This window comes from Pseudomonas sp. 8BK, assembly GCF_902506475.1.
Lineage (GTDB): Bacteria > Pseudomonadota > Gammaproteobacteria > Pseudomonadales > Pseudomonadaceae > Aquipseudomonas > Aquipseudomonas anguilliseptica.
On record NZ_LR733252.1, the window covers coordinates 997,631 to 1,017,499 of the forward strand.

The window sequence follows — 19,869 nt, forward strand, 5'->3', positions numbered from 1 at the left end:
GGAGCCTCCAGTTCGAGAAAGACGGGCAGGAGTGCGCGGCGGTTTCCCCACGGGTGGGGCGCGTTCTCCCGGGCTTTTATCCCGCCGTGTAACCTCGAAGGAGGTCGCCAACTCTCGGACCAGTCACCCGTATTCATCGGAACGCGGATCGGAACCCTAGTCAGCTATTGCAAGTTGTGGTGCCGCGATCCCGCCACAGCGGGTTGTTCCTGCACGAGTTGGGTATTGCGAGCATCGTGCCAGCTTGAACTAGCCCGCTGGCACGGGGTTTCTGCTGACACCAGGCCTGGTTTGTGCGCCCTGGCTGTGCGCAATGCAGCGGCTGTGCTGCATTGCGGGGCGTCAGATCAAAGTTGCTTGTCGGCGGCCATCTGCATATAGCGGCCATCGAAGCGCAGCAGGATGTTGTCGGCATTGCCCAGGCTACGTTCACCACTGAAGGCGATACCCAGCTTGTCCAGGCCCTTGCCGTCGTTGCCGAGCAGCTTCTGCTGGTCGGCGAACTGGGCGACCCGCTGCATCAGCTCGGGCATCTTGTTGGCGCGGGCAAAGGCCAGGGCGTAACGCGGCGAGTAGAACGAGCGCAGGGTGTCGAGTTGCTGGCTGAAATCTTCCGGCGTGGTGCCGGCGGCGCTGGCCATCTTGGCTCGCGCAGTTCTCCCCGCATCGGTGGGCATGCCCATCAGGCGCTGGGTTTCGAACCAGGCGCCGGTCAGCGCCTTACCCAGTTCCGGGTGGGCGGCGAGGACCTTGCTGTTGACCACGGTGAGGTCGACGATCTCGCCGGGAATCAGGTTGGAGCTGAATACCTGGCTGACCTGGGTCTGCTGCTTGATCTTGGCCAGGATCGGGTTCCAGGTGATTACCGCATCGCCCTGGCCGGCGAGAAAGGCCTCGGCAATCTGCGTGTCCGACACGTGTTCAATGGTCACATCCGCAGGCGTGAGCAGGGCCCATTCCAGGGCGCGGCTGAGCAGGTAGTGCGACACCGAGTTCTCCACCAGCAGCACGGTCTTGCCCTTGAGGTCTTTCAGCGTCAGGCCCGGGCCGCGCAGCAGAATGGCATCGGCGCCGTTGGAGAAGTCACCGATGATCAGCGCGGTGGAGTCCACGCCGGCAGCGGCTGGGATGGTCAGCGCATCCATATTGGTCATCGAGCAGGCATCGAACTCACCGGCGCTGTAACGCTCGATGGAGCCGACGTAATCCGGCACCTCGCTGACGTCGACGCGGATGCCGTACTGCTCGGCCCACTTGTTGACGATGCCTTCGCTGGCGGCATAGCCCCAGGGCATCCAGCCGGCGAAGATCGACCAGCACAGCTTGAAGGTTTTCGGCTCACTCGCAGCATGGGCCGGTTGCAGCAGCAGGGCGGCGAGCAGGCAGGTGGCAGTCAGGCGGGCGAGCAAGGTGCGTAGGGGCATGGGTAACCTCGGGTCAGTCAGCGGGAACAGGAAAGCGAACAGCGGTGCTGTGCGTTCTCCCGGGCTTTTATCCCGCCGTGTAACCCCATGGCCGTGGCCACTGCGTGAGGTCGTCGACTCTCGGACCAGCCATTCGCTGCAGGCTTGCTCAGCGAACCGGAACCCTAGTCGACCATTGCAGATTGTCTGGCTGCAAGCTGCTTGCCGCCGTACGCATTTCCTTTATGCGCAGAACGTTAAGCGAGGACTGTGCCAGGTTGGCGCGTGTAAGCCGAAGCGAAGGCAGTATCAGTGCTGAAATAATTTGTCATGAAATCTGCAGAGCAGCTGCTGCGCACTGGATGGCCTGCGCCGTTGTCTATTCATTGGGAGCAATCCCTGGCAGCGACAACGGTCGTTGCCGCACCCGCGGTCGAAGGAGGCCGCCATGTCATACAAATCCATGCTGCTGGCGTTGTTGGTTTTGACTTTAAGCGGTTGCGCGGTCTATGGCGACGGTAGTGGTTATGGCCACCGTGGTTATGATCGCGGCCATTCGAATACCTACTATCAGGTACAACGCTACCCGGTTTATGTGGTGCCGCAGCCGCAACGCTACAAGGCTCACCAGCATGACGGGCGACGCTACGATGATCACCGTCACCCATCGCGCTATTACGTGCCGGCCCCGCAGCCGCGCCATTACCAAACGCACAAATACCAGAAGCGCCATGACTACCGCGTTGTGCAACCGCAGGCTGGCTGGGATGGCCGCCGTGACCATTACCGCAACCATCAGCAGCGCGCGCAGCGTCACGATGCACAATGGCGTGGAGAGCGCCGAGGTGATGACCGGCGCGATGAGCGTAAGGGTTGGGAGCGGCAGCGCAACTGACCACTATTCCCAGATGCGCTACGAATTCGGCGCGCCTTCAAGCTGACGGCCGAAGAGGCGATCTTCGGCCAGTATCTCTTCCCGCATGGCCTGCGCCGCTGGAGACAGACTATGCCCCGCGCGGCTGATCAGGGCGTAGGCGGATTGCTCGGTCAATGCACCTGCTTCCAGCGGCAGCCGGGCCAGGCGTCCGGTCTGGATATCCTCAGCCACCACATCCCAGGGCGCCATGCTTAGCACGTCGCTGTCGGCCACCAGGGCTTTGAGCACCATAAAGTTGTCGCACTGAATACTCAGCGGCTGTTCACGGTCGCTGAGTGCGCGCAGGTTCTGCTCGACCGCCTGCGGTAGCTGGGTGCCGGCAATGGGGTAGTCGAGCAGATCGTGCATACGCAGCGTCGGTTGCTCCAGCAGTGGGTGCCCGGGGCGGCAGAACAGTACGCCGCTGTGGCGGTGCAGTGGCTCGATGCACAGCGTGGGGTCATCAAGCAGCTCGCGGCTATCGGCGACAAACAACTCCAGGGCGTCATCCAGCAGGCTGCTGCGCAGTTCCAGCCAGTTGCCAATCTGCAGATTGATCCGCACCCGTGGGTAACGCTGCGCCATGCGTCCCAGCGCTCGTGGCACCAGGCGCGCGGCCGGGTAGGGACCGGTGCCCAGACGCAGTTCACCGGTTTGCAGATTACCCAGCTGGCTGACGGCATTCTTCAGCGCGCGACTGCCGGCCAGCAGGCGTTGAGCATGTTCCAGTACCAGCTGGCCGTGGGTGGTCAGGCTGATACCGCGGCTGTGTCGGTCGACCAGGCTGCAGCCGAGGCTGGCTTCCAGCGCCTGGATGCTACGGCTTAGGGCTGGCTGACTGAGGTGCACGGCTTCGGCGGCGCGGGCGAAATGGCCGTGTTCGGCGAGGGCGACAAAGTGGCGGAGCTGGCGAAGGTCATTCATGCGTGTAATGCATCGCTATTTAGTTTGGAATGCATTGGAATTATTGACTTCGTTTGGCCAATCTTCCAGCACTGCCAATAACAATGAGCGCCTTCGCATGTTTTCACTTAATCGAACTGCCGCCGTGCTGCTGAGCCTGGCGTTACCCATGGCCGGCCATGCGGCCTTGCCGGAAGAGCAGATCAAAGCCTCGATCCACCCGGAGCTGGCCGAGCACACCCAGCACTTCGCGCAGAAGGTCTACCAGGTGGCCGGCAACGTCTATTCGGCGGTTGGCTGGCAGCTGGGTAACGTGGCGATGATCGAGGCGCCGGAAGGGCTGATCATTATCGACACCGGCGAAGCGGTCAGCGCCTCGCGCAAGATCATGGCCGAGTTCCGCAAGATCAGCGACAAGCCGGTCAAGGCTGTGGTCTACACCCACTTCCATCCGGACCATATCAACGGCGTAAAGGCTTTTGTCACGGAAGAGCAGGTGCGCAGCGGCGAGGTGCAGATCATCGCCCACGAAACCCTGTTGGCCAATGTGGTGGCCCAGGGCGCGTTGGTCGGGCCGATTCTCTCGGTGCGTTCCGGCTACAGCTTCGGCGCCGGCCTGCCGGACAGTGACCACGAGCAGATGAACGCCGGGATCGGCCCGCTGGCCAAGGTCGAGGCTTCGACCTTTATCGCGCCGACCCTGACCTTCAAGGACAAGCTCGACACCCGTATCGCCGGCCTGGATCTGCAGTTTTTGCATGTGCCCAGCGAAGCGCCAGACGAAATCACCGTCTACCTGCCGGACAACCGCGTGCTGATCAGCGCCGAGGTGGAGCAGGGACCGACGCTGCCGAATATCCACACCCTGCGCGGTACCAAGTTCCGCGACCCGGTGGTGTGGGTCGAGAGCCTGGACAGGCTGCGCGCCTACAAAGCCGAGCATATGGTGCCGCTGCACGGCCGCCCGGTCAGCGGCCAGGATAAGGTCGAGGAAGTGCTGCGCATGACCCGCGACGGCATCGCTTTTATCCATGACCAGACCGTGCGCTGGATGAACAAGGGGCTGACTCCGGACGAGCTGGTCGAGAAGGTCAAACTGCCGCCGCATCTGGCCGGCTACACGCCTTACCTGCGCGAGTATTACGGCACGGTGAAACACAGCGTGCGGCAGATCTACAACGGCTACCTGGGCTGGTTCCAGGGTGACCCGGTGGCCCTCGATCCGTTGCCGCCGAAAGACAAGGCAGAGCGGTTGATCGCCTTGATGGGGGGGCGGGAAAAACTGCTGCTGGCCGCCGGTGACGCCTACCTCAAAGGCGATTACCAATGGGCCGCCGAGCTTTCCAGCTACGCCATTCAGGCGGACAAAGAGGACAAGCTGGCGCGTGATATCAAGGCGCGCAGCTTCCGTAAGCTGGGCTACGCCAGCATGAATATCAACTGGCGTAACTGGTACCTGATGAGCGCCATGGAGCTGGAGGGCAAGCTGGCTGGTGAGGATGTCCAGCAGATGGCCGTGAGCATGCGCAGCGCGTTTCTCTCGGCGGATATGCTGCAAAACTTTCCGGCGCGGATCTTCCTGCAGAACTGGATTACCCGTGTCGATCCGGACAAGGCCAATGATGTTGAGCTGACCCTGGGCTTCAGCTTCCCGGATATCGGCGAGCAGTGGGCGCTGGAAGTGCGCCGCGGTGTGGTGCAGTTGCACCAGGGCATCCCCGAGGGCACCACCCTTAAACTGACCCTCGACAAGACGTACCTGGACACTGTGATGAGTGGCGAGAACGGCCTGCTCAAGGGCGCGCTGCTGGGCGATGTAAAGGTCGATGGCAGTCTGCTGGAGATCAAGACCTTTCTCGGCTGCTTCGATTTCAGCGATGAGCCGATTGCCCTGACGCTGCGCTGAGTGCTGCTGCGTCACCGAACCCGACCAAAGTGCGGACGCGCTTGAGGTGCTATCAGGGCAGACTAATCCGGTTTTTCACCTGATTAAGGAGTGATGTATGCCCGTTCTGATATTCGCCAAAGGCGCGCTGGCCGCATTCTGGTTGCTGGCGCTGCTCAACCTGCTCTACCCCATGGGCGAGGGTTGGTATCTGGCGGTCAACCTGATTGCCGGCGGCATGCTGCTGGCGCACCTCGGCGAGATGCTACTGTTCAAGGCGCGCCTGGTCGGCCAGCCGCAGCCCTGGTTGCAGCGGGTGCAGGTGCTGCTGTTTGGTTTTGTTCATTTGCAGAGTTTGGCCAAGGCCTGATCCGTATTCACCTGTTAGACCTCCTCGTCACTGTCGCTCATCAGCATTAGGCTGCGGGCCACGGCAATGGCGATAAACATCACCCCGGCTACCGCCTCAGCGCCTGCCAGCAGACGAGCGGCGGGTGCCAGAGCGTGGATGTCTCCATAGCCCACCGTAGTCAGGGTAACCAGGCTGTAGTAGACGAAGTCATGCAGGTGCAACGCGCCGTGGGCATTCCAGAACGCCTCAGGCACAAAACCATTGATCACCTGGTAGGCCATGGCAAATGCCATTGCTAGTTGCAGGTATAGGGCTAGTAGACCGTAGATCAGCTCGCTGGTAACCGGTCGCTCGTGGATCACTCGGTGAAACAGCGAGGCCATCATCGCCAGGTAGAACACCACCAGGCCCAGGCCGTCGCTTAACGGTGCGGGCAGGTTGACCAGTTTCTCCAAGGCTAATAGCAACAGATTGGTCAGCCCCAAGACGAGTAGCAAGGCCATAAAGAGCCGCTTGTGGCGCAGGGTATTTATGCCTGCTAACACCAGCAACAATAAGGCTCCCCATTCCGGCCATAGCGCCAGCTTTGGCCAGCCCATAATGCAGGTCAACAACAGGCTGGCGAAGAACAGTAGACGCAAGCGGTAATGCAGCAAAAAAGTGTTGAGCACCTAGCGTTCTCCAAAACATATTTTGCAGTCTGAACATGCCAGCCTAGCGGTGTCTAGCATGGCGCTTCGGTGATTGTATTTTGCCCTCCTGGCCCTCACCATTACGCCCGCTATTAGGGGTTGTGGACCAACTTTCCTGTTGAATATCGCCCTCGCTTCCGACTTGGTAGGTTCTACTCTGCGGCTTTGCTGACAATGTTGGTGTATCCGCGGCGGTGAGATCAAGACCATGGCTGTCCGCATCAGTCGCCGCTATGTCGACAACGTGTAAACGAGCCGCTGGCTGATCCTCAACAACTGTGGCCTGAGCCACGTTTGCAGGAAAATATTCGGGAAACTGGCTTTTATCGAAGGCCACCCGACAGGAGTGGTTGATGTCGTTGTTCAAGCAGTTGTTTATCGCCATCTGTGTGCTGATGTTGGTGAATTTCACCGGCAGTTTTCTGGTCAGCGTCGAGAGCTCGCGCGAGCAACAGGTCAACCAACTGCGTGCCCATGCCCAGGATGCCGCCACGGCACTGGGCTTGTCGCTCAGCCCGCATGTCAACGACACCGCGATGATCGAGTTGATGGTCAGCTCGATTTTCGACAGTGGCTACTTTGAAAGCATTCGTGTGACCGATCCTGCCACTGGCGAGCTGTTAGTCGAGCGCAGCGGCGTTCCGGTCAGCGGCGAAGCGCCGCAATGGTTTGCCCAACTGGTGGATCTGGAGGCCGCACAGGGTGATGCGATTGTCAGTGACGGCTGGCGGCAAGCCGCGCAGGTGCAGGTGATCAGCCATCCACTGTTTGCCGTCGGTAAGCTCTGGCAGAGCACTCTGGGCAATCTACTGTGGCTGACCCTCAGCGGCGTGCTGTGTATTGCTCTGGGTGTGCTGCTGCTCAAGCGTCAGCTGCGCCCACTGGAGTATATGGTTGCGCAGTCCAATGCAATTGCCCGTCGCGAATTCCTCAGCCTGCCGGAACTGCCGAAAACCCCCGAGTTTCGCCGGGTGGTCAACGCCATGAACCAGATGGTTGGCAAGCTCAAGGCATTGTTTGCCGAGGAAGCCGCGCGCAGCGAAGTGCTGCGTGCCGAAGCCTATCAGGACAGCCTGACCGGGCTGGCCAACCGGCGCTATTTCGATTTGCAGCTGCATGCGCGGCTCAACGTTGAGGAGCAGGCCTGTAGCGGTTACCTGCTGTTGCTGCGGGTTAATGACCTAAGCGGCCTTAATCAGCGTTTAGGCGGCCAACGTACCGATCAGTTGCTGGTCAGCATCGCCGAGCAACTGCAGCAGCTCAGTCGGGGGCGTTTTGTACTAGCGCGTAACCGTGGTGGTGAGTTCGCTCTACTGGCACCGGGTCTTGCCCGTAGTGAAGTCCAACAACTGGCCGAGCAGCTTGAGCAGAGTCTGCACAGCCTGCAGCAGACCGGTGCCAGCGACTGTTTGCCTGTGGCCCACATCGGTTTGACCAGCTTTGCCCCAGGCGCGGCCGAAGACGAGCTGTATCGCGCGTTGGATGCGGCTCTGGCTCTTGCCGCCTGTCAGGCGCAGCCGAGTTGGGCGTTCAATGAATTGGCCGAGCAGGTGCTGGCCGTGGACGAGAGGCAAAGTTGGTACAACCTGCTGGATCAAGCGCTGGAGCGGGGCCGCATTCAATTGTTCTTCCAGCCGGTGGTGGCTGCCGACGAGCCCGCGCGGGTGCTGCACCACAAAGTGTTGGCGCGGGTAATTGATGAGCAGGGTGGGGTGATTCCCGCCGGGCGTTTTCTGCCCTGGGTGGAGCGTTTCGGTTGGGCGGCGAGACTGGATCGGGCCATGCTCGGTCTGGTGTTGACGCAACTGCAAAGTCATCAGGCTGCTGTTGCGTTGAGCCTGTCTGGCAGTACCCTGCGTGAACCGCAGGCGCTGGCGGAGCTGTATGCCCTGTTGCAGCAATACAGGCAGCTGGGGCCGCGCCTGACCCTGGAGCTGGATGAAGATCAGTTGCCTGATCAGGCCGCGTTGGAAAGCTTGACCCAGCGTCTGCACAGCCTGGGTTTTGGCCTCGGTTTGCAGCACTTTGGTGGGCGCTTCAGCATGATCGGCAACCTGGCCAAGCTTGGCCTCGGTTACCTCAAAGTCGATGGCAGCTATATCCGCGATATCGACCAGGAAAACGACAAGCGCCTGTTTATCGAAGCCATGCAGCGTGCAGCTAACAGCATAGATCTGCCACTGATTGCCGAACGAGTTGAAACCGAAGGGGAGTGGCAGGTACTGCGCGCCATGGCTATCAACGGCGTACAGGGGCGTCTATTTGGTGAGCCGGGACCTTGGCGCTAGCGCTATCAGCCTTCTAGGAGCGGACTTGTCCGCGAACTGCTCCTAGACCGACGCGGCAACAGCTCTGAATAGCTGGCCCACTCAGGGTTAGATCAGCTCCGACTCATCGTCGTTGATCAGTCGATGCAAGCCACCCAAGGCGTCTCGTGCCTTGCTACGGCCGACCAGCTTGCCCTGTGCTGCTTCTGGTAGATCAGTAATACGTACCACACCCTTGCGGATCAGTACGGTAATCAAGTCTTCCAGTACCCGGATCATGTCCAGGTCACTCTGCTTGAGCTGCAGCAGGCTGCTTTCTACCGTTTGATTGGCATACCAGGCTTCAGCTTCCTGGCTATCCGCCAGGAGCTCACCATCCATACCCTCGAAAGGCGCTGCCTCAACCTGCTGCAAATTGCCCCAGGCATCCCGCTTTACATACAACATCGACCGCTCCTTGCCTTGTTGGCCGCCCTGAATAAACAACCCCGCTTCCTTATGGTAGCGGGGTTGCGGTCATCAGTTATGGTCGATTTTGATCAGTGGGTCGGCACCGGCAATCAGCGAGTTGACCAGATCAGCCTGGCTGAGATTGCCAGGGTTGATATTCACCGGGTTGCCACCGTTTTCCAACTTTATAGTCACGTCTGCGTTGCTGCCGCTGGCATCTAGTACTCCGGTGCTGCTTATCAACAAGGTGGATGTCGCGGTGTCGACGCGCAAGTAATTGAGAATATTGACGTCATTCTCGCCTTGCAGTAGATCATGCAGATCAATGCGGTCACCTTCACCGACATTGAAGTCCTTGATTACATCCTGGCCGGTATGGCCTGTTTGCCAGACGAAAGTATCGGCCCCCTTACCACCCAACAGAATGTCATTGCCGGTGCCACCAATCAGGCGGTCGTGGCCTGCACCACCCTCAAGACGGTCATTGCCGCCACCGCCGAGTAGTAGGTCACCTTCATGATTACCAATTAGTAAATCGCTACCGGCGGAACCGTTTATGGTGCCGTTGCCCGTCACTAGGTTTGGTGCGCTGTAAGGTGAGTTGGCAATAGCAACGACCAAGTTGGCGCTGGCCGTATCACCGTCCGGCTGTGTCAGGGTGTAAGTGAAGGTGTCCGTTTTCCCAAGATTGCTCATATTAGCGGTGGGGGTGTAGGTGTAGCTGCCATTGGCGGCAATGCTCAAGGTGCCGAACTGACCGGCAATCAGAGTGTTACCCGTCGCGGCAACGGTGCTGTTGATCCCATTTACGTTGACCGACGTAATAACTGCACCTTCGGCACCTAGCGCATCGATTGCCCCCCAGTTGTCGCTGCTCTGCAGATAGTTGTTGCTATCGGTGAGAACATTTCCGGCGGTGGCTGATACTTCGGTTACCGGGTTGGTTAGCGTGGTGGTCAGGACGAGATTGCTCAGCGTCACGCTCGCATTCGAACTGTTGTTACTGTTGTCCTGCACGCGAATCTGTAGGCGGTAGGTGGCGCCATCAACTAAGCCACTGATTGGGCTGGAACCGGCATTCAGGGTTTGATAGCTAGGTGTACTCCAAGATGAGCCATTCCACTGTTGTAGACGGAATTGGAAGGTGTCGCTATTGGAATTGTTGCTGTTAAAGGCTGTATTGAACGCAAGTGTGGCGCTACCACCAGATACGGTGAAGAATGCCCCTGCTGTTTCTGTTGCACCGCCATTGCGTGCGTCACTGGCTGTCAGATTGCTCTGCGAAGAGGCTTCACTGGTTCTTAGAGAAACTACAGCCTGGGCGAAGTTGTCACTTGCTTCGACGCTATTGATCATCAGCTGCGTACTACGCGAGACGCTCTCGCTCGTAGCATTTTCCGTACTGACCGCCTGAATGTTTAGCTGAACATTGTGAAGGTCTTGGTTACTTACGAGCTTGAGCCCAATCAGTTGGTTGCTGTTGAGGATGTACTGGCCATTACCGTTGGCTACAAGTGAGCCGCTGCTGTTCTGCAAAACACTGCCAACCGGTACACCATCAATAATAACCTGCAGACTTTCGCTGCCGTCAGTGTCGGTCAAGCGCGCATCAACACTGATGTCGTAACTGTATTGACTGGCAGTACTTAAAGCAATGTTGTCGAGGAACATGCCACGACCATCAGCCTGGTCAGAGCTAGATGTTTCACGCAGCTCGATGGTCTGATTTGCGCCAGTGCCAATGAAGTTAACACTGCCTTCACGCCAGCTGGTTGTGCTCAGCCCTAATCCATTAGCAGAGAAGGTCCCCACTACCTGGCCATCGACCAGAACTTCGAAAACGTTGACATCAGCACCATAGCCAGGGCGTGGTGTGTATTGGAAGCTGAGGGTGTAAAAACTACCTGCTTCTGTAGCAACAGTCCGACTGATGCTAGGCGTGTTGTCAAAAGAGGTAGCACTGTTGAGTTCTACATAGCGGGTGCCGCTATAGCCTTGCTCACTCGAGCTGTTTTGCGTTGCGTCGCGTACCTCGATCGTTGTGGCACCTGTACCTGGGGTCCAACCATCGGCACTACTGTAGAAGTTCTGGTTGGTCGGCATGCTCGGCGTCGAGTCGAAAGTACTCAGGAACAATTGAGTCATGCCGATCTGCGCGGTGCTTACCGAGGCCTGCAGTAATGGTGCATCCACTACAGGGCTAATACTGATACTGACTGTTGCCGGTGGGCTAAGCAGACTGCCATCGCTGACCTGGTAGGAGAATGCTGTGTCGTTGTCGCCTGACGCATTCGTCTGCGGCACATAACGCAATTGGCCCGCCGCGATTTCCGCCTGGGTAAAGGACTGCCCTTGACTTACGTTGGTCCATCCACTGCCAGCGTTGTACTGCAGGGTGCCGGTGCTGGGCAGGGAGTTGATCACGATGGACAGTTCGGCGGCTGTATTGTCGACATCCTGGGCATCAAACTGACCCCAGCCCAGGCTCAGCGCCGTATCTTCGCTTCCGGTAAGTGCAACATTTGCAGCAGACGGCGCGTCATTAACCGGGTGTACGGTTACCACCAGGTTCTGTGTGGCGATGGCTTGGTCACCATTGGCCTGCTCAGTGGCAGTGGCTGTCACGCTGAGGTTGAGTGTGCCATTGAAGTTTTGTGGTGGGGTGAGCGACAGATTATTGAGCGTCCAGCCGCTGACATCGGCAATAGTATTGCCTGCCGACGCGGTAAAGACACGTGTGCCATCGCTAAGGATTGCGCCTTCTGGCAATCCTGCGATGTTAATTACTAGTGTTTCGGAACCATCGGTATCTACCAGGCCGGCAGTGATGCTGGACAGAGGAATCGAACTGTCCTCATTGCCTTCGTTGATGCTAAATGGACGGTAGAAGCTGCCGCTTAAGTCGGTTTGCAGATCGCTCAGGCGTACGCCCTGATCTGTAATTGCGCTGCTATTGGGGAACAGATCAAAGTTTGTACTGCTGAGGTTCTGTGCCGCCCCACCATTGACCGATACGTTTACATCATAACTACCCGGGCCGCTCTGGTTATGGTGGTAGATGCCCAGGGTGTAATAGCCACTGCTAGCTGGCGTAAAGCTGCCATTGAACTGACCGCTGCCAGGGCTCCAAGTAGCCTGAGCCACATTGTTGCCGCCGACCACAACGCGGATGCTGTCGTCACCAACGCCACTGAAGGTGTAGGTCTGGCCAGCTTCTAGGTAAATCAGGCCGGAAACTTTGCTGGCTGTACCAGCTGCGACGCCACTATTGTTTACATCGCTCAGGGTCGCGGTGCCACTAGGGGCGCCAGCCTGATCAATAACCGACTGTAGGTCGTTCGGATTTGCGCCGTTTCCGTTTGTACCGAGTGGCAGACCTGTCCAGGTTTGAACCAGCAAGCCGCTGCCGTCGGGCAGGTTGAGCTGATCGTTCAGGTTGAGCGCAGGTATGTCAGCCGTCGGTGTTATATCGATGGTGAGTGTGGCGGTACCCCCAAGGTTGGTGCCATCGGTAGGGCGGAAGCCGATATGAGCGTAATCAGCCTGCTGATTGCCGACCCCAGAGCCGCCAAAAGCATCAATGCCTGATTCATTCGTATCAGGTGTAAAGCGTAATTTGCCTGCATCGACATCGGTTTTGCTGACAGTTTGGTTCTGGGTCACGGACGCCCAAGAGCCGTTACTCAATTGGTACTGCAGAGTGCCATTGCTAGGTAGTTCAGTGATCACAACGGCAAGGTTGGAAGAGGCAGAGTCGACATCACTGACGCCGAAGTTGGTCCAAGTTAATGTGAGAAGTTGATCTTCTGCACCTGTCGCGATGGAAGGGGACGCAACAGGTGCTTGGTTGACATCAATAATGCCACCATTACCAGTCTGGCCACCGATGGTCAGGGTGACGGTTTCCACCGGCTCAGCGGTGACGGTGTCGGTGAGGGTTGGCACGCTGACGGTAAAGCCGGTGACGCCGGCCGGCACGGTGACCTGGCCGGTGGCCGGGTCATAGGTGACGCCATTGCTGAAGCTGGCATTGGTCAGGGTGGCGGTGTAGTCGCTGCCGGCGNTCCTGAGTGCACCAAATCGGAATGGCTTGCAGCGATGCAGGCCATTTTGTTTCAGCCAGCGGTGATCTGGTTAAAAAGCGCCATATGCACTCATAGCTCAGCTGGATAGAGTACTCGGCTACGAACCGAGCGGTCGGAGGTTCGAATCCTCCTGAGTGCACCAAATCGGAATGGCTTGCAGCGATGCAGGCCATTTTGTTTCAGCCAGCGGTGATCTGGTTAAAAAGCGCCATATGCACTCATAGCTCAGCTGGATAGAGTACTCGGCTACGAACCGAGCGGTCGGAGGTTCGAATCCTCCTGAGTGCACCNGGGGGGGGGCATGCCAATAAAAACGCTCTTAACACCAAGAGCTACTTAAAACTTACAATTACCACTCTCCAAGCCCCGAAGTGAATTGCAAATCTATATACACAGAACGACCAACCTAAACATACAAAACAGCCAAACGCATAATCCAACTACAGAAACTAACAGACTAAAACACTTACCCTACCTCACCACACCTAACATCACCATGCGCGAATAGTTAGACGGCGCTACTCCCAAGCCCCTCTACATCAGCCAGCACTTCAACGAAGTTATCCAGACCAAAGTAACGCAGCATCACTGCATTAACTTGCTCGACAGTTACCGCCGCGAATGCATTATTACGCCCCACCCAAGACTGCATGGTGATGCCTTCATATAGCTGGCGCGGCAACCATGAAAGAACACTCTGTTCCTAGGCAACGGCCAGTTGTCGCTCATGCAGAATGGTTTGCTTGGCATAGTGCAGTTCCTGCTCGGTAATACCGTCTTCGATCAACCGCTGCAGCTCTTCCCTGGCCATGTCAGCAACTCTGGGACCGTCGCCCAGAGGGTAGCCAGTTTGAATCATCAACCAGCTAGCGTCATCAAAGGTGGCAATTTTCATCGAGGACTTGATGCCATAAGTAAGACCCTCCTGCTCGCGCACACGCCTACTCAAGCGAGAGACCATCTGACTACGCCCCTGCAAGTGCTCGGCGATATACAGGGTGGCGCTATCGACCTTCTTGCTGTTGGCCTGATCAGAGGCAGCCGGCAGCGGATATGCGAGCGCCAACCACTCATTGTCACCGCGCTTAAGCTGAGCTGTTACCGGCTTATCCAGCACGGGAACAGCTAGCGGCTGTTTCTCCGCGATGCCAGCCAGTGTTGCCAGAGGGGTAAAATGCTGTTTGATAGCTGCCAACGTTTGCTTGCTATCAAACTTGCCGGTAATCACGATTACCGCGTTGTCGGGCCGATAGTGCTCCCGGTAGAACGCACGTAACTGTTCCACGCCGATATTCGTCAGTTCCTCGCGCGAACCCAGTACGGGACGACCCAAGCCCTGCCCCGGGGTGGTGGCGGCAAACATCTGCTGCCCTAGCGCGCTAAGCGGATTGTCCTGAGCCAGCTCCAGTTCACGCACTACCACTTCGATTTCAGCCTGCAAATCCGCTTGATCGAGCCGCGCGCTGAACATGCGATCAGCCTCAAGTGCCAACAGATGGTTCAGCTTGTCGGCATCGGCGGCTAGAAAGGCCATATAATGGGTGCGATCAAAACTGGTGGTAGCGTTGAACTTGATACCACGCTGGCTAAGCCCTTCGATCAGCTGCGCTCCCGGCACCGTCGCCGTGTCCTTGAAGAGCAGGTGCTCCAGCAGATGCGCAGTGCCGCCCTGGCCTTGCGGGCCATCCAGAGAACCCGTGAGATAAATCATGTTGAAGGCAATAGCCGTGCTCTTGGCATCAGGCGCCAGAATCGCACGCAAACCGTTGGCCAGACGATATTCGCTCACACCGTCTAGCTCGCCAATTCGTTCGAGCCCCCGGTTATCCGCCATAAGCGGCGTGACTGCGCAGCACAGCAAAGCCCACGCCAGCATGAAATACCGCGCCGCTAACATAAATGATCTATAGAAATACAGATACCAGTGGCTACCTGGATAAATATCATTAGAGCTGGCCTATACCAAGCGGCGCGCATACTAGCTGTGCGTGTGATGACCGAAAACCCGACAGATGTAGGGGGATGTAGGGGGGGGGGCAGCTATACCACCCCAAGTTGCTGGGCCTGCATGGCAATCAGCTGCATGCGGCTAGTGACGCCCTGCTTGCGCAGCAGCGAAGAGACATGATCGCGCACGGTAAAATCACTGATATTCAGCTCGAGCGCGATTTGTTTGTTGGTTTTCCCCATGGCCAACAGATGCAGAACTTCCCGTTCTCGCTTCGTCATGCTTACACCACTCCATTCGTTCTTCTAGTTATTTGCTTCACATGTATTGATCTGGAGAGCCCCTTCACTCCTGCATTTTCCCCGTGACGGAATACAGCGGTTCCAACGCCCACTCGTAGAGCCTACGCTTATCCTGTACGACATCTGCCTCCAACAGCATGCCGGCCTGCAGTAGCTGTGCATTGCCATAGACATCCATGCTTGGCGAGTCGAGCGCGACCGTGACGCGATAGAACAGCTCGCTGGGTGCCCCCACACCCTGAATAGCGCTGACGATATGCGCAGGCAACTCCTGCGCCGCATACGGGCTTTTCGCTACATCGACCACCCGACCACGGGCCATGCCGAACTTCTGATAGGGGTAGGCTGCGTAGCGCATCAGGACAGGCTGTCCTGGCTCAATAAAACCCGCTTGCCGTGGTGCGGCATAAAGATGGGCAATCAAGGTAGCGCCTTGCGGAATCAAACTGGCCAGCAATGCACCTGCCGCCACCTGCTGACCTGGCTGAACACTCAGCCCCGTCAACGTTCCAGCAAAGGGGGCGACACTGACCAATTCAGCACGCGCATCGCTTTCCGCCTGTTCCTGCCTGATCAGCGCAATTCCGTTGTCGATTTCGCTCATTTCGCTGCGGTGGTGCAACTCGACATCCTGGCGTTGAGCCATCAATTCGGTACGCTCTCGCTGTAAACTGGCACGGGCACGCTGAATACTTTGTTGTTGACCTTGTAGGGTAAGTAGCTCTGCCTCAGCTTGTTGCAGTTGAGCGACAGAGATAAACCCCGCATCGACCAGCTCCTGCTGCCTCCCCAGATGGGCATTGGCCAGTTCCCCGCGGCGCTCCAGCAGACGTAACTCTTCGCTGAACTGAGACAGTTCACTAGCGATGGTTGCCAGACGACTATCGAGCATGCGCAACTGCACTGCCAGACGCTCATCCGCCAATGAGCGATTGCGCTCCAGCAAAAGCAGACGCTGGCTCAGTTGCTGCGAAATCAGCTTCTGGGTTCCCCCTGCTGCGGAAAGCCGCTCGCCAGAAAGAATGAACAACGCCTCCCCTGCCTCGACCGACCGCCCCTCGACAACCCGGACATCGCTAAGAATGCCAGGACCAGGAGCTGTCAAACGCAACATACCCCTTTCTGGCATGAGCAGACCGTTGATCGTGGCTTTGCGGGTGTAGGTGCCGAAAAAAGCAAACGCAACAACTAGAAGAACCAATACACCCGCAAGGATAGCGGCCAAGCTATAGCCCCAGGGCTGGTGAATAAGGACACTACCGAAACGCTGTGCACCTTTGGCGGCCAGCGCCTCAGGGCGAAACAGGGGGACTTCATCCGTTGAAGAGGTAGACATTGGGAAAGGCTTTTTGTGAATTATCGCGATTGGAGCGCTCTACGACGCGGCGCGAACGATAATACATCTCAAAAACAAATAGAATTTATTTATATCTTAAGACCTGATGGAGTGATAACAAAATATCTAAAAAGTGTCATCCCATCGTGCCCAATGCTGGCAGTTCTCAGCACTAGTTAGATCACCTGCTCTAGCGGCACATGCAGTTTGGCGTACAGCGCCTCTACAGCCTCGCGCGCTTGCGGGGCGATATAGCCGCCCTCCAGCGTCAGCACCTGGTAGATGCCACGGCGCAGCATCTCTTGACTGAGGTCGCCGGGGTTGCCGCGGGTGGTGCAGAGAAAGCGCACCCAGGAGGTCATGATGATCCAGCTGTTGAGGGTCAGCGCCTCGATCTGCGGCGCATTCATCAGCAGGATGCCGGCCTCGACAAAGCCCTGATAAATGCCCTGCGCGCGCTGTAGGCAGCGCTGCGAGAACAGTTTGTAGCGCTCAGCCAGCTCGGCGTCGCTATCGAGCAGGTGCTCCAGATCGCGGTGCAGAAAGCGGTAGTGCCACATGGCAGCGAGCAGCGCTTCCAGATAGAAGGTCTTGTCCTGCACAGTCAGCGCGCGGCCTTCGGGGCGACGCAGAAAAGTGTCTACCTGGCTTTCGTAGAGGCTAAACAGCTCGGCGATGATCGCCTGCTTGTTACGGAAGTGGTAGTACAGGTTGCCCGGTGAAATCCCCAGGTGCGCGGCGATATGGTTGGTCGTGACACTGCGCTCACCCTGAGCGTTAAACAGCGCCAGGCTCTCCTGAATAATACGTTCGCGGGTTTTCAGTGGGGCTGACATAGCAACTCGATCTCGGCTCAAAAGCCCGGCAAAGGTACAGGCAGAACGATCAGAAGTGTTACCGGAAAAAGCCGCGGAAACATGCGCTAACTTTTCGTTGGGCTGCATCCGTCGGCTGACAGCGTCATGCTATTTGACAGATTAGAGCAATTGCTCTAAAAATCCAGCACACCTTTTCTGCAGCGACCTCAGCTCAGCTGACGCACTGCATTGCTGGAATGCCGAGGAGTTACACCATGGTCGCCGACGTCGCTTACCTAGAACAAAGCCTGCAACGCAGCCAACAGCAGCTCAGCCAGCTGGAGAGCAGCTTTGCCCGGCAGCGCCAGGCATTCAAGGCCAACCCGATGCCTTCGGCGGAACAGCGCATTCAGTGGCTGAAAGTTCTTACCCAGCTACTCACCGACTCTCAAGAGCAGCTGATCCAGGCGATCTCCCAGGACTTCAGCAACCGCAGCGCCGACGAAACCCTGCTCGCCGAGCTGATGCCCAGCCTGCATGGCATCCATTACGCGAGCAAACGCATCAAGAAATGGATGAAACCTTCGCGACGCAGCGTTGGCATGCAATTTATGCCGGCCTCGGCCAAGGTGATCTACCAGCCGCTGGGCGTGGTCGGGGTGATCGTGCCGTGGAACTACCCGCTGTTTCTCGCCATCGGTCCGCTGGTCGGCGCGCTGTCTGCCGGCAACCGGGTGATGATCAAGATGAGCGAATCGACCCCGGCCACCTCACAGCTGGTCAAGGATCTGCTGGCAAAGGTCTTCCCCGAAGATCTGGTAACCGTGGTGCTGGGCGAGGCGGAAGTCGGCATGGCGTTCTCCAAACTGCCGTTCGACCACCTGCTGTTCACCGGCGCCACCAGCATTGGCAAACACGTGATGCGCGCCGCCGCCGACAACCTGACCCCGGTGACCCTGGAGCTGGGCGGCAAGTCGCCGGCCATTGTCAGTGCCGACGTACCGCTGAGCGACGCCGCCGAGCGCATCGCCTTCGGCAAGACCATGAACGCCGGCCAGACCTGCGTCGCACCGGATTACGTACTGGTGCCGAAAGACCGCGTAGAGGGCTTTGTCGAGGCTTATCGCAACGCGGTGCAGAGCTTCTACCCGCAACTCAAGGACAACCCGGATTACACCGCGATCATCAACGAGCGCCAGCAGCAACGCCTCACTGGCTACCTGCAGGACGCCGAAAGCAAGGGCGCGACCATCATTCCGCTGTACCCCGAAGCCCAGGGCCGGCGCATGCCGCAGGCCGTGCTGCTGAACGTGACGGATGAGATGAAGGTGATGCAGGACGAGATCTTCGGCCCGCTATTGCCGATCATCCCCTATGACAAGCTGGAAGACGCCTTGGCCTTTATCAACGAGCGCGACCGGCCACTGGCGTTGTATTACTTCGGCTACGACAAGAGTGAGCAGCAGCGCGTGCTGCACGAGACTCATTCGGGCGGCGTGTGCCTTAACGACACCCTGCTGCACGTGGCCCAGGACGACATGCCATTCGGCGGCGTCGGCCCATCCGGCATGGGCCATTACCATGGCCACGAAGGCTTCCTGACCTTCAGCAAGGCCAAGGGCGTGTTTATCAAGCAGCGCCTGAACGCCGCCAAGCTGATCTACCCGCCATACGGCAAGTCGATCCAGAAGCTGGTGTACAAACTCTTCGTTCGCTAACCCTTTCTCAGCAGGAGCGGGCTAACCCGCTCCTGCTTCAGCCTGTTTGAGTGATCACAACAATGCACGACAGCACTCTCGCAGCCCCCGGCCTGTCGCGGCGCGGCCTGCTCAAGATTGGCCTGATGGGCTCGGCATTTCTCGCCACCGCCGGGCTGACGGCCAGCCTCAGCGGCTGCTCGGCGAGCACACCGAAAGCCGGCTTTGCGGTGATCCGCGAGTCCGACCTGGCGTTTCTCAATGCCCTGATCCCGGTGATGCTGACTGGCGCGGTCACGGCCGAGAAGATGCCACAAGCCGTGGCGGGCACCCTCGCCAACCTCGATTACAGTCTTAGCCACCTGTCACCGGAACTGCTCAAGCTGACCGTGCAGCTGTTCGACGTGTTGGCCATGCCAATCACCCGAGGCCCGCTGACTGGCGTCTGGGGCAGCTGGGAAAACGCTTCGAGCGCCGATGTACAGGCGTTTCTCGACCGCTGGCAAGACAGCTCCATCGGCCTGCTGAAGATGGGCCACGCCTCGCTGCTGCAACTGGTGATGATGAGCTGGTATAGCCGAGCCGAGTCCTGGGTGCACTGCGGCTACCCCGGCCCTCCGACTGTTTGACCACGATCTGCTGCGCGTCGGCCATGCCGCGTTAAAAATGGCCTCGGACGGTGACTTGTCACCGAACGCCCGAAGGGCGGCCCGCAAGGGCGAGTTAAACGAGTAGTGCTCATGTACAAAAGTACATTCCGCCTCCTCGGACATTTTTGCCTTGCCTGGCTCTAGCTCGCGAGATCGTCAATTAGCGGAACCACTGAACTCTAATAA

General features: G+C 58.2%; 15 protein-coding genes, 2 tRNA genes, 1 pseudogene and 2 riboswitches. Of the genes and pseudogenes, 8 read left to right on the top strand and 10 right to left on the bottom strand.

Features of this window, described 5'->3' with window-relative positions:
• Positions 1 to 63 precede the first annotated feature (63 nt).
• Positions 64 to 171, bottom strand: a riboswitch (guanidine-I (ykkC/yxkD leader).
• Positions 172 to 347: 176 nt separating this feature from the next.
• Positions 348 to 1,424 carry a putative urea ABC transporter substrate-binding protein gene (locus ACIN8IBEIGE_RS04530; protein WP_160013609.1) on the bottom strand — a complete coding sequence of 359 codons (1,077 nt, stop codon included), beginning with the start codon at positions 1,422 to 1,424 and terminating at the stop codon, positions 348 to 350.
• A gap of 54 nt (positions 1,425 to 1,478) precedes the next feature.
• Positions 1,479 to 1,603: riboswitch (guanidine-I (ykkC/yxkD leader) on the bottom strand.
• A gap of 248 nt (positions 1,604 to 1,851) precedes the next feature.
• Between ACIN8IBEIGE_RS04530 and ACIN8IBEIGE_RS04535 the strand changes: the two genes are divergently transcribed.
• Positions 1,852 to 2,298, top strand: coding sequence for a hypothetical protein (locus ACIN8IBEIGE_RS04535; RefSeq protein WP_160013610.1), 447 nt, complete (start codon positions 1,852 to 1,854; stop codon positions 2,296 to 2,298).
• A gap of 18 nt (positions 2,299 to 2,316) precedes the next feature.
• On the opposite strand, the gene ACIN8IBEIGE_RS04540 is transcribed toward ACIN8IBEIGE_RS04535, so the two are convergent.
• Complete coding sequence (locus ACIN8IBEIGE_RS04540) at positions 2,317 to 3,243, bottom strand: LysR family transcriptional regulator (RefSeq protein ID WP_160013611.1); 927 nt, start codon at positions 3,241 to 3,243, stop codon at positions 2,317 to 2,319.
• A gap of 97 nt (positions 3,244 to 3,340) precedes the next feature.
• Here ACIN8IBEIGE_RS04540 and ACIN8IBEIGE_RS04545 point away from each other — a divergent pair, with 97 nt between their 5' ends.
• Together ACIN8IBEIGE_RS04545 and ACIN8IBEIGE_RS04550 are read left to right on the top strand one after the other, a co-directional pair.
• Positions 3,341 to 5,128, top strand: coding sequence for an alkyl/aryl-sulfatase (locus ACIN8IBEIGE_RS04545; RefSeq protein ID WP_160013612.1), 1,788 nt, complete (start codon positions 3,341 to 3,343; stop codon positions 5,126 to 5,128).
• 97 nt (positions 5,129 to 5,225) lie between these two features.
• Entirely contained in the window at positions 5,226 to 5,477 is a 252-nt protein-coding gene (locus tag ACIN8IBEIGE_RS04550; RefSeq protein WP_160013613.1) for a DUF1145 domain-containing protein, read from the top strand.
• Positions 5,478 to 5,491: 14 nt separating this feature from the next.
• Here the strand turns inward: ACIN8IBEIGE_RS04550 and ACIN8IBEIGE_RS04555 are convergent, their stop codons facing one another.
• On the bottom strand, positions 5,492 to 6,130 hold the full coding sequence (locus ACIN8IBEIGE_RS04555; RefSeq protein ID WP_178124325.1) for a potassium channel family protein: 639 nt from the start codon (positions 6,128 to 6,130) through the stop codon (positions 5,492 to 5,494).
• Between the two features lie 374 nt (positions 6,131 to 6,504).
• On the opposite strand from ACIN8IBEIGE_RS04555, the gene lapD reads away from it, so the two are divergent.
• Positions 6,505 to 8,439: a cyclic di-GMP receptor LapD gene (lapD, locus tag ACIN8IBEIGE_RS04560; protein ID WP_160013614.1), complete on the top strand. Its 1,935-nt coding sequence runs from the start codon at positions 6,505 to 6,507 to the stop codon at positions 8,437 to 8,439.
• 87 nt (positions 8,440 to 8,526) lie between these two features.
• On the opposite strand, the gene ACIN8IBEIGE_RS04565 is transcribed toward lapD, so the two are convergent.
• Both ACIN8IBEIGE_RS04565 and ACIN8IBEIGE_RS21105 read right to left on the bottom strand, forming a co-directional pair.
• Complete coding sequence (locus ACIN8IBEIGE_RS04565; RefSeq protein WP_090387759.1) at positions 8,527 to 8,865, bottom strand: tryptophan synthase subunit beta; 339 nt, start codon at positions 8,863 to 8,865, stop codon at positions 8,527 to 8,529.
• Between the two features lie 72 nt (positions 8,866 to 8,937).
• On the bottom strand, positions 8,938 to 12,846 hold the full coding sequence (locus ACIN8IBEIGE_RS21105; protein ID WP_160013615.1) for a cadherin-like domain-containing protein: 3,909 nt from the start codon (positions 12,844 to 12,846) through the stop codon (positions 8,938 to 8,940).
• A 172-nt stretch (positions 12,847 to 13,018) separates the two neighbouring features.
• On the opposite strand from ACIN8IBEIGE_RS21105, the gene ACIN8IBEIGE_RS04585 reads away from it, so the two are divergent.
• Positions 13,019 to 13,095, top strand: a tRNA-Arg gene (locus ACIN8IBEIGE_RS04585).
• A 72-nt stretch (positions 13,096 to 13,167) separates the two neighbouring features.
• A tRNA-Arg gene (locus ACIN8IBEIGE_RS04590) sits at positions 13,168 to 13,241 on the top strand.
• Positions 13,242 to 13,461: 220 nt separating this feature from the next.
• On the opposite strand, the gene ACIN8IBEIGE_RS04595 is transcribed toward ACIN8IBEIGE_RS04590, so the two are convergent.
• The 5 genes and pseudogenes from ACIN8IBEIGE_RS04595 to ACIN8IBEIGE_RS04615 all read right to left on the bottom strand — a co-directional run bounded on the left by ACIN8IBEIGE_RS04595 (position 13,462) and on the right by ACIN8IBEIGE_RS04615 (position 17,375).
• On the bottom strand, positions 13,462 to 13,605 hold the full coding sequence (locus tag ACIN8IBEIGE_RS04595; protein WP_160013616.1) for a hypothetical protein: 144 nt from the start codon (positions 13,603 to 13,605) through the stop codon (positions 13,462 to 13,464).
• A gap of 51 nt (positions 13,606 to 13,656) precedes the next feature.
• Positions 13,657 to 14,742, bottom strand: a complete 1,086-nt coding sequence (locus tag ACIN8IBEIGE_RS04600) for a pitrilysin family protein (RefSeq protein ID WP_160013617.1) — start codon at positions 14,740 to 14,742, stop codon at positions 13,657 to 13,659.
• A 189-nt stretch (positions 14,743 to 14,931) separates the two neighbouring features.
• A pseudogene (locus ACIN8IBEIGE_RS04605) lies at positions 14,932 to 15,182 on the bottom strand (LuxR C-terminal-related transcriptional regulator).
• A gap of 64 nt (positions 15,183 to 15,246) precedes the next feature.
• Positions 15,247 to 16,539: an HlyD family secretion protein gene (locus ACIN8IBEIGE_RS04610; protein WP_160013619.1), complete on the bottom strand. Its 1,293-nt coding sequence runs from the start codon at positions 16,537 to 16,539 to the stop codon at positions 15,247 to 15,249.
• Positions 16,540 to 16,715: 176 nt separating this feature from the next.
• Complete coding sequence (locus ACIN8IBEIGE_RS04615) at positions 16,716 to 17,375, bottom strand: TetR/AcrR family transcriptional regulator (protein WP_090380273.1); 660 nt, start codon at positions 17,373 to 17,375, stop codon at positions 16,716 to 16,718.
• Positions 17,376 to 17,611: 236 nt separating this feature from the next.
• On the opposite strand from ACIN8IBEIGE_RS04615, the gene ACIN8IBEIGE_RS04620 reads away from it, so the two are divergent.
• Together ACIN8IBEIGE_RS04620 and ACIN8IBEIGE_RS04625 are read left to right on the top strand one after the other, a co-directional pair.
• Positions 17,612 to 19,054 carry a coniferyl aldehyde dehydrogenase gene (locus ACIN8IBEIGE_RS04620; protein WP_160013620.1) on the top strand — a complete coding sequence of 481 codons (1,443 nt, stop codon included), beginning with the start codon at positions 17,612 to 17,614 and terminating at the stop codon, positions 19,052 to 19,054.
• 62 nt (positions 19,055 to 19,116) lie between these two features.
• Complete coding sequence (locus ACIN8IBEIGE_RS04625; protein WP_160013621.1) at positions 19,117 to 19,662, top strand: twin-arginine translocation pathway signal protein; 546 nt, start codon at positions 19,117 to 19,119, stop codon at positions 19,660 to 19,662.
• Positions 19,663 to 19,869 lie beyond the last annotated feature (207 nt).